Annotated in this window: 4 protein-coding genes; 2 read left to right on the plus strand and 2 right to left on the minus strand. The window is 71.8% G+C overall.

Features of this window, described 5'->3' with window-relative positions; genetic code table 11:
- Both PKA16_RS15215 and trxA read right to left on the minus strand, forming a co-directional pair.
- Nucleotides 1-602, minus strand: a 602-nt coding sequence (locus PKA16_RS15215; RefSeq protein WP_324404436.1) for a Rho termination factor N-terminal domain-containing protein, incomplete at its 3' end; no start/stop codon positions are given.
- Nucleotides 603-846: 244 nt separating this feature from the next.
- Complete coding sequence (gene trxA / locus PKA16_RS15220) at nt 847-1,182, minus strand: thioredoxin TrxA (protein WP_324404437.1); 336 nt, start codon at nt 1,180-1,182, stop codon at nt 847-849.
- Nucleotides 1,183-1,286: 104 nt separating this feature from the next.
- Between trxA and PKA16_RS15225 the strand changes: the two genes are divergently transcribed.
- Both PKA16_RS15225 and PKA16_RS15230 read left to right on the plus strand, forming a co-directional pair.
- A complete protein-coding gene (locus PKA16_RS15225) occupies nt 1,287-3,827 on the plus strand; it encodes a PD-(D/E)XK nuclease family protein (RefSeq protein ID WP_324404440.1) in 2,541 nt (846 codons plus the stop codon).
- 232 nt (nt 3,828-4,059) lie between these two features.
- Entirely contained in the window at nt 4,060-7,326 is a 3,267-nt protein-coding gene (locus PKA16_RS15230; RefSeq protein WP_324404442.1) for a UvrD-helicase domain-containing protein, read from the plus strand.
- The last annotated feature ends 383 nt before the right edge of the window (nt 7,327-7,709 follow it).

Below are 7,709 nucleotides of genomic sequence, written 5' to 3' on the forward strand. Positions count from 1 at the left end.
GGGTAGTTGGCGCTGATGGCGTGCGCGATGGTCTGCATCATCACCGTCTTGCCGCTCTTGGGCGGCGCCACGATCAGCGCGCGCTGGCCCTTGCCGATGGGGGCGATGACGTCGATGATGCGGCCGGTGATGTTCTCCTCGCCCTTGAAGTTCTCGCGCTCGAGCTTCATCTGCTCGCGCGGGAACAGCGGCGTGAGGTTCTCGAACATCACCTTGTGCTTGTTCTTCTCGGGCGCGTCGCCGTTGACCTTCTCCAGCTTGTTCAGCGCGAAGTAGCGCTCCCCGTCCTTCGGGATGCGCACCTCGCCCTCGATCATGTCGCCGGTGTGCAGGTTGAAGCGGCGCACCTGGCTGGGGCTGATGTAGATGTCGTCCGTGCTGGCGGTGAAGCTGGTGTCGGGGCTGCGCAGAAAGCCGAAGCCGTCCGGCAGGATCTCCAGCACGCCGTCGGCGAACACCTGCTCGCCGGCCTTGGCGCGCTTCTTGATGATGGCGAACATCAGCTCCTGCTTGCGCATGCGGCTGGCGTTGTCGATTTCCAGCGCCTCGGCCTGCTTCAGCAGTTCGGAGACGTGCAGCACTTTGAGTTCGTTCAGGTGCATGGGGCGTGTCGGGTGCGGTTCGGCGCGCGGGTCCGGCAGCGGACCGGGCGAGGATGGAGACGATGGCGTGAGTTGGGGGAGGTGGCGCTGCCCGCGTGGGGCGACGCGTCGGGTGCCCTGTGTCATGGGCACGCCGGTTGGCGCTCACCAGCACGCCAACTGTCGAGAATTGATTATGACAGGAAAACAGGACGCCGCGCGAGGGCGCGGCGTCGGGGGCGGGCGCGGGGCCGGGGCCGGGGCTTCAGGCCGCCAGCTGCTGGTCGATGAACTGCGCCAGCTGCGCCTTGGACAAGGCGCCGACCTTGGTCGCCAGCAGTTGCCCGTCCTTGAACACCATCAGCGTCGGGATGCCGCGGATGCCGTACTTGGCCGGGATGGTGCGGTTGTCGTCCACGTTGACCTTGGCGATCGTGAGCTTGCCGTCGTAGGTGCCGGCCAGCTCGTCCAGCGCCGGCGCGATCGCCTTGCAGGGGCCGCACCACTCGGCCCAGAAGTCCACCAGCACCGGCTTGTCGGACTTGAGGACATCGGCTTCGAAGGAGCTGTCGCTCACGTGTTTGATCAGGTCGCTGGCCATGGGCAATCCTTGCAGAGAGTCGTGCGATTGTGAACCGATAAAGTGGCGGTCATTGTGACAGAAAGCCAATGCCACTGACGGCCCTGCCATTTTTGCCGATCACTATGAACGCGATAGCTGAAAACCATGGACCGGTGGGCGCCGACGCCGTGCCGGCTCCCTGGCGCAGGCTGCTCGCCGAGGTCCGTCGGCAGTTGCACGAGCTGGCCGCGCACCCGGCGCGCAGCGTCGTGCTGCTGCCCTACGCGCAGCTCATGTCACTGGCGGCCGGGTGGTGGGCGGCGCAGTATCCCGACAGCTTCGCGCCGCGCTTCGAGACGACCCGCACCTGGGCCGAGCGCGTCGGCTGGTTCACGCCCGGCCCGACCGACCTGTGCTTCGACCACGGGCGCGACCTGCTCACCGCCGCCGGCCTGGTCGAGGCCGCTGGCCATGGCAGCCAGCGCGCGCTGCTCGCCGGCGCCCTGGTCGAACAGGCCCGCACACTGGCGCAGGTCGCCGCCAGCCTGCCGCCCACGCTGCGGCCCGACTGGGCGCCGCGTGCCGCCGAGGTGCTGCCGCGTGCCAGCAGCGGCCCGTTCGAGCTCGAGGGCCTGCTGGCGCGCAGCGCCGTGGCCTGGGCCGGCAACTCGGCCTACGCCACCGACGTGCTGTTCGAGCGCCATGCCGGCGATGCCCTCGACGCGCTGGTCATCGTCGAGGGCCTGCAGCCCGACCTGCTGGTGCAGAACCTCGCCGAGCACTACGTCGAGAAGACCGTGCTGCTGCGCCTGGAGGACGAGGCCGCAGCTGGGCAGCCGGCCCTGCACGCCTGCACCGACGGCGCCGACGAGGCCGAGCGCGCCGCTGCCTGCGTGCTGCGCCACCTCGAAGCCGGCCGCGCACCGGTGGCGCTGGTCGCTGGCGACCGCCTGCTGACGCGCCGCATCAGCGCCCTGCTGGCCACGCGCGGCGTGGCCCTGCGCGACGAGACTGGCTGGCGCCTGTCCACCACCCAGGCCGCAGCGCGCCTGCTGGCGGCGCTGCGCGCCTGCGCGCCCGGCGCCTCCACCGACGCCGTGCTCGACTGGCTCAAGCTGGCGCCGGCCTTCGACCTGGCGGCCGTGCGCGCGCTCGAGCAGGCCCTGCGTCGGCGTGGCGTGCGCGGCTGGGCGCAGGCGCTGCGGCTGCGCGGGCACGAGGCGCTGCAGCAGCAGATCGAGGCGCTGCGCGCCCCGCTGGCGGCGCCGCGCCCGTTGTGCGACTGGCTGGCCGCCACGCGCGAGCTGCTCGAGCGCTGCGGCCTGTGGCCGCAGCTTGAAGAAGACGAGGCCGGCCGCGCCGTGATCCAGGCGCTGCGGCTGGACGACGCCGGCCTGGCCGGCTGGCGCGACTGGCCGGCGGCGCACCGCCGCGTGGACCTGGCCGAGTTCACGCACTGGCTGGGCGACGCGCTGGAAGGCGCCAGCTTCCGCCCGCCGCACCCGCCCGAGGCCCAGGTCGTGGTGCTGCCGCTGGCGCAGCTGCTGGGGCGTTCGTTTGCCGCGCTGGTGCTGCCGGGGGCCGATGCCGAGCACCTGCCCGCCGCGCCCGAATCTGCCGGCCCCTGGAGCAGCGCGCAGCGCCAGGCGCTGCACCTGCCCACGCGCGAGGACCTGCAGCAGGCGCAGGCCGCGGCCTGGGCGCTGGCCCTGCGCGTGCCCCGGGTGGACCTGCTGTGGCGGCGCACCAATGACCAGGGCGAGCCGCTGCAGGCCTCGCCGCTGGTGCGCCGGCTGCAGCTCGCGGCGCCGCCCGGCGGCTTGCCGCCGGCGCCGGACCCGCGCGCCGTGCGCGCCGTCGCACCGGAGCCCACGCCGCGCCCGCAGCCCAGCGGCGCCGAGCTGCCGGCGCAGCCGATCAGCGCCAGCGACTACGAGCGCCTGCGCGACTGCCCGTACCGCTTCTTTGCCCTGCGCCAGCTTGGCCTGCGCCGCCACGAGGAGCTCGAGGCCGAGGTCGACAAGGCCGACTGGGGCAGCTGGCTGCACGCCGTGCTGCACCACTTCCATCAGGCCCTGCGAAAGGCCCCCGACGCCGACCGGCCGACGCTGATGGAAGAGGCGGCATCGAAGGCGACCGAACAGGTCTTCGACGGCGCGCTGGACCCGGGCGAGTTCATGCCCTTTGCCGCCGCCTGGCCGGCGCTGCGCGACGCCTACCTGGACTGGCTGGCCGGGCACGAGGCCGAAGGCCACGTGTTCCAGTTGTCGGAGGAATGGCTGGATGAGCAACGTGGCGAGCTGCAGCTCAAGGGCCGCATCGACCGCATCGACCACGCCGCCGACGGCACGCCGCTGCTGATCGACTACAAGACCGAGCGCCAGGAAAAGAGCAAGGCGCGCGTCAAGCCGGACAGCGAGGACACCCAGCTGCCGTTCTACGCGCTGCTGCACGGCAGCGACGCACCCCGCGCCGCCTACCTGAACCTGGCCGAGCGCGAGCAACCCAGGCTGTTCGAACTGGGCGAGCTGCAGCAGCGCAGCGCCGCGCTCTACGAGGGCATGGTGAGCGATCTTGCCCGCATCGCCGCCGGCGAGCCGCTGCGGGCGCTGGGCGAGGGCAGCGTGTGCGACTGGTGCGAGGTGCGCGGGCTGTGCCGCAAGGATTTTTGGGGGGCACAGTGAAAACCGGACTACCGGACGCGAAGGGCGCAAAAGCATGCAAAAGACGCGAAAAAGCCCGAAAAGAGTGGAATTGGGCGTGCCGCGCCCTGTGCGCAATGGCGGAAGGCGGCAAACGTGCAGCGCACGTTTCTCGTCAACGCAACGAATTCGTCTGCCCGGATCCAGGGATTTTTCTTTTGCGTCCTTGGCGCATTCTTCGCGCCCTTCGCGTCCGGCAGTCCGATCCAGCCCCATGAATCCCGCCTACAAACACAACGGCCAGCCCTGCACGCGCGAGCAGTTCTATGCCATTGCCTGCGACCCGCGCCGCAGTGTGGCGGTCGAGGCCTGCGCCGGGGCCGGCAAGACCTGGGTGCTGGTGTCGCGCATTCTGCGCGCGCTGCTGGACGGCGCGGCGCCGCACGAGATCCTGGCCATCACCTTCACGCGCAAGGCCGCGGGCGAGATGCGCCAGCGTCTGCAGGAGTGGCTGCTCGACTTCGCCCGGCCCGCCGCGGGCGAGGGCGAGGCCGAGTGGGCCGAGCGGCTGGCGGGCGAGCTGCGCCTGCGCGGCGTGGCGCCGGCGCAGGCCGCGCAGCAGGTCGAGTCGCTCAAGGGCCTCTACGCCCGGCTGCTCGACGCCGCGCGCCCGGTGCAGATCCGCACCTTCCACGGCTGGTTTGGCGCCCTGCTCAAGAGCGCGCCGCTGGCGCTGCTGCAGGATCTTGGCCTGCCGGCCGCCTACGAGCTGCTGGAGGACGACAGCGACGCCGTGGCCCAGGTCTGGCGCCCCTTCCTGCGCCACGTGGATGGCGACGCGGTGCTGCGCGCCGACTACCTCGCGCTGGTCGCCACCATGGGCCGCTTTCGCGCGCAGCAGGCGCTGGAGGCGGCGCTGGCGCGGCGCGTCGAGTTCGAGCTGGCCGACGAGGCCGGCCGCGTGGACGGCGCGGTGGCCACTTTTGGCGAATGCTTCCTGCGGCTGGCCAGCGTCGAACATCCGACCGACTGGCTGCTGGTGCGCCCGGCCGGACGCGAGCTGCTGGAGCAGGCCGCCCGCGCCCTGGCGCCGCTGGCCCGCACCTTTGCCGCGAAGGGCGCCGAACTCGAGGCCGCCGTGGCAGCCGGAGATTGGCAGGGTGTCACTGCCGCGCTTTTCACCAGCGGAGGCGAGGGCACGCCGCGCGCCTTCGGCAAGTCGCGCCCGGAGGTGGTGAGCGCGGCGCAGGATGAGGTCGACGCGATCCGGCAGGCGCTGCACCAGCACGAAGCCCACCTGCACCAGCAGCGCATGGCGCGCCTGACGCGCGCGCTGATCGACTGCTTTGCACGGCTCAAGCGCGAGCGCGGCTGGGTCGACATGAACGACATCGAGCGCGCTGCGCGCGCGCTGCTGGACGATCACGAGCTCTCGGCCTGGGTGCAGGAGCAGCTCGACCTGCGCGTGCGCCACCTGCTGATCGACGAGTTCCAGGACACCAACCCGCTTCAGTGGCAGGCGATGCACGCCTGGCTGTCGGGCTACGCCGGGGCCGGCGGCGGCCCCGAGGTGCCCAGCGTCTTCATCGTCGGCGACCCCAAGCAGAGCATCTATCGCTTCCGCCGCGCCGACCCGCGCGTGTTTGCCGCCGCCCAGGCCTTCGTCGTGCAGGCGCTGGACGGCGAGCTGCTGGCCACCGACCACACGCGCCGCAACGCGCCGGGCGTGCTGGCCGGCGTCAACGCCGTGCTGCAGCAGGCGCAGGACACGGGCGAGTTCGAAGGCTTTCGCACCCACAGCACCGAGAGCGGGCAGCCCGGCCACATCGAGGCCCTGCCGCTGATCCCGCGCCCCGACAAGGCGCCGGCCGAGGCGCCCGACGCCGGCTGGCGCGACAGCCTGACGCAGCCGCGCGTCGAGCCCGAGGAGCGCCTGCGCAGCCTCGAATGCCGCCAGGCCGCGCGCTGGATCGCCGGGCGCCTGGCCGCCGGCGTGCCGCCGCGCGAGCTCATGGTGCTGGCGCGCAAGCGCGAACCCCTGGCCGAGCTGCAGGTCGCCCTGCGCGCGCTCGGCATCGCCTGCGAGCAGCCCGACAAGAGCCGCCTGGCCGACCAGCCCGCCGTGCTCGACCTGCTGGCCCTGGTCGACGCCCTGGTCTCGCCCGGCAACGACCTGGCGCTGGCGCGTGCGCTCAGATCGCCGCTGTTCGGCCTGGGCGACGACGACCTGGCCTGCATCGCCCGCACCGTGCAGGCCGCAGCGCCCGAGCCGCCGCCCTGGCTCGACGCGCTGGCGCAGGCCCCGCTGGCCGGCCGCGACGGTGCCGCCCTGCACGCCGAGCTGATGCAGTGCCGCGACTGGCTCCTGCACCTGCCGCCGCACGACGCGCTGCAGGCCATCTACGCGCGCCACGACGTGCTGGCGCGCTTTGCCGCCGCCGCGCCCGCGCCCGAGCGCCAGCACGTGCTGGCCCAGTTGCGCGCTCTGCTGGCCGCCGCGCTCGAGGTGCAAGGTGGGCGCTTGCTCACCGCCTATCAATGGCTGCGCGTGCTGCGTCGCCGCAGCCCGGCCGTGCCGCGCCATGCCGCGCCCGAGGCCATGCAACTGCTCACCGTGCACGGCGCCAAGGGCCTGGAGGCCGACGAAGTGCTGCTGCTCGACGCCTGCGCCGGCGCCCCGGGCCATCGTGGCGAGCCAGCCCTGCTGCTCGACTGGCCCGGCGACGCCCGCGCGCCCAGCCGGCTCGTCTTCCTCGCCAGCGCCAGCCGACCGCCGCCCTGCGCGGTTGAACTGGCGGAGCAGGAAGCCACCGCCCAGGCGCGCGAGGAGCTTAACGCCCTCTATGTCGCCATGACGCGCGCGCGCCGCCGCCTTGTGCTGTCCGGCGTCACGCCGTATCGCGAGGTCGAAGGCAGCTGGTGGCAGCGCGTCCAGCCGCTGGCCGCCGACCTGCCCGAGCCGCCGCAGCCGCCCGCGCCGGCGCCGTCAGCAAGCGAACCCGACGCCTTCAGGCTGCCCGAGCTGCCCCCGCTGCCCGAATCCGCCCGGCCAGCCGCGGCGCCCGAGCCCGAGCCGGCCGAGCGCAGCGACGCGGCCCGCATCGGCGAAGCCATGCACTGGCTGCTCGAACACGCCGGCGAAACGCCCGACGGCTGGCGCCAAGCCCGTGTCGCCCAGGCCGCGCGCCGCTTCGCGCTCGACGACGCCCAGGTAGCCCACGCCGAGGCCATGGCGCACCGCATCCTCACCGGCGAAGCCGCCTGGGCCTGGTCGCCCGACGAGGTGCTGGAAGCCTTCAACGAAGTCGAGCTCGTCCACGACGGCCAGCGCCTGCGCATCGACCGCCTGGTGCGCCGCCGCGCCAGCGGCGACGAGCCCGAGGCCTGGTGGGTGCTGGACTACAAGAGCGCCGCGCACCCGGAGCGGGACGAGGCGCTGCGTGCGCAACTGGATCGCTATCGCGCGGCGGTGCAGCGGCTGCATCCGAGGGCGGTGGTGCGGGTGGGGTTCTTGAGTGGGGAGGGGAGGGTGACGGTATGAGAGGCGGGAGGCGGTCTGAAGTGGCTTTTGTCGAACCATGGCAGCAACATGCTAGCAGTCACTGCTCGTCAGGATTGTTTTGCGCGCTCGGAACGAAGGAAGTCAGACTGGATGAAATAATATCGCGACCTCACTCATATAGTGTCATAGGCAAATCTGCACGCAGCAAGACGTCGCGTTGGGAGATAGACATCCCTTCTGCCTCTTGGCCGGCCGACCTCGGAAAACAGGTGCAAATGCTTGCGTGCCCTAGATCCAACTACGTACAGCAATTTTTGCGCTGTGGTATCGCCATCAGGATCATTGAAGTGGGGCACCATCCCTTCTAGGGAAACTCTGCATAACCTCGACACCACGCCTGTTGCGTGAGACAGTCGCACCAT

Source organism: Ottowia sp., from assembly GCF_035325765.1.
GTDB lineage: Bacteria > Pseudomonadota > Gammaproteobacteria > Burkholderiales > Burkholderiaceae_C > Ottowia.